The sequence below is a fragment of the Chryseobacterium sp. CG10_8 genome, assembly GCF_058117085.1.
Genome location: NZ_JBYVEB010000237.1, coordinates 1 through 1,150, shown reverse-complemented (window position 1 = coordinate 1,150; position 1,150 = coordinate 1). Strand labels below are relative to the sequence as shown.

The following is a 1,150-nucleotide window of genomic DNA, read 5'->3' as shown; positions in this document are numbered from 1 at the left end:
AAAAAATTAAATGAAATTTCAAGTGATAATGAAATTCCATTAATTGAGCTTTTACCACCACCAGTTTTTACAACGCAAATATTAATTAAAAATTTAGCTGAAAATGATTTAATTAGACTGGATAATTTAAGTTCAGGAGAACAACAATTGATACATTCTGCAAGTTCAATTATTTATCATTTAAACAATATTAATTCTGTAAAAAAAGATGAAATAATAAAATATAAATATGTAAACATAATTTTTGATGAAATTGAACTGTATTTTCATCCTGAATTTCAGAAAAAGTTTGTAAAAAATATTTTAGAGCAAATTAATCAGACAGATTTAAAGGAAATAAAATCAATTAATTTACTTTTCATCACTCATTCTCCAATTATTCTTTCCGATATTCCCAAGCAAAATATATTATTTTTAGAAGTAAATGAAAATGGTAAATCTGAACCAAAAGATTTTTCAATAATGAATACTTTCGGAGCCAACATTACCGACCTTTTAGCAGACAGTTTTTTTGTAACAGGTGGATTAATTGGCGATTTTGCAAAAGAGAAAATTGCGATTACTTTGGAATGGTTAAAAACGAAAGCGAATAAGAAAACGAAAAATGAATTTCCGTTAAATGAAGAGATATTAGGTAAAATTCCTCAATTTCATAATTCAAGTGATGAAATTGAATACCACAAAAAAATTATAAAACTAGTTGATGAGCCTATTGTAAAAAATAAACTGAAAGAAATGTTCGTAGAATTTGTTTCTGAAGATTTAGAGTTTAAAGAAGAACAAATTCAGGAATTAGAAAACAAACTAAAAAAATTAAGAGGCGAATAATTATGCTAAGTATTCATTTTGAAAAAATAACAGAAGACTTATGCAACGAATATTGTGAGGGTTACAAAAATTCTTCAGGAAAACAAATTGAAGGAATGGTGGATTGGGTTTTTAAAAAAGTTCAAAAGAATTTGGATATTTCGATTGTTTCTTCAGCGAAAAATACAGCTGTAAAAGCAAAACTTAATAGGCTAAAAGCAAAAATTAACAAAAACTGAAATAAGAAGTACCCTTTCTTGCGAATATTCCAAATTAAAAGATAAAAGTGAAGAATACAAAGATTTTAATTTTGATTACTGGATTTCTAAAGACAAAAAAATAA

The 1,150-nt window shown here is 25.5% G+C and carries 1 protein-coding gene and 1 pseudogene; both read left to right on the top strand.

The annotated features are described in order from the left end of the window. Window positions 1–828: pseudogene (locus AC4AGG_RS16500) on the top strand (hypothetical protein); the annotation flags it as partial. Between the two features lie 2 nt (window positions 829–830). Next, entirely contained in the window at window positions 831–1,046 is a 216-nt protein-coding gene (locus AC4AGG_RS16495) for a hypothetical protein (RefSeq protein WP_489773116.1), read from the top strand. Window positions 1,047–1,150 lie beyond the last annotated feature (104 nt).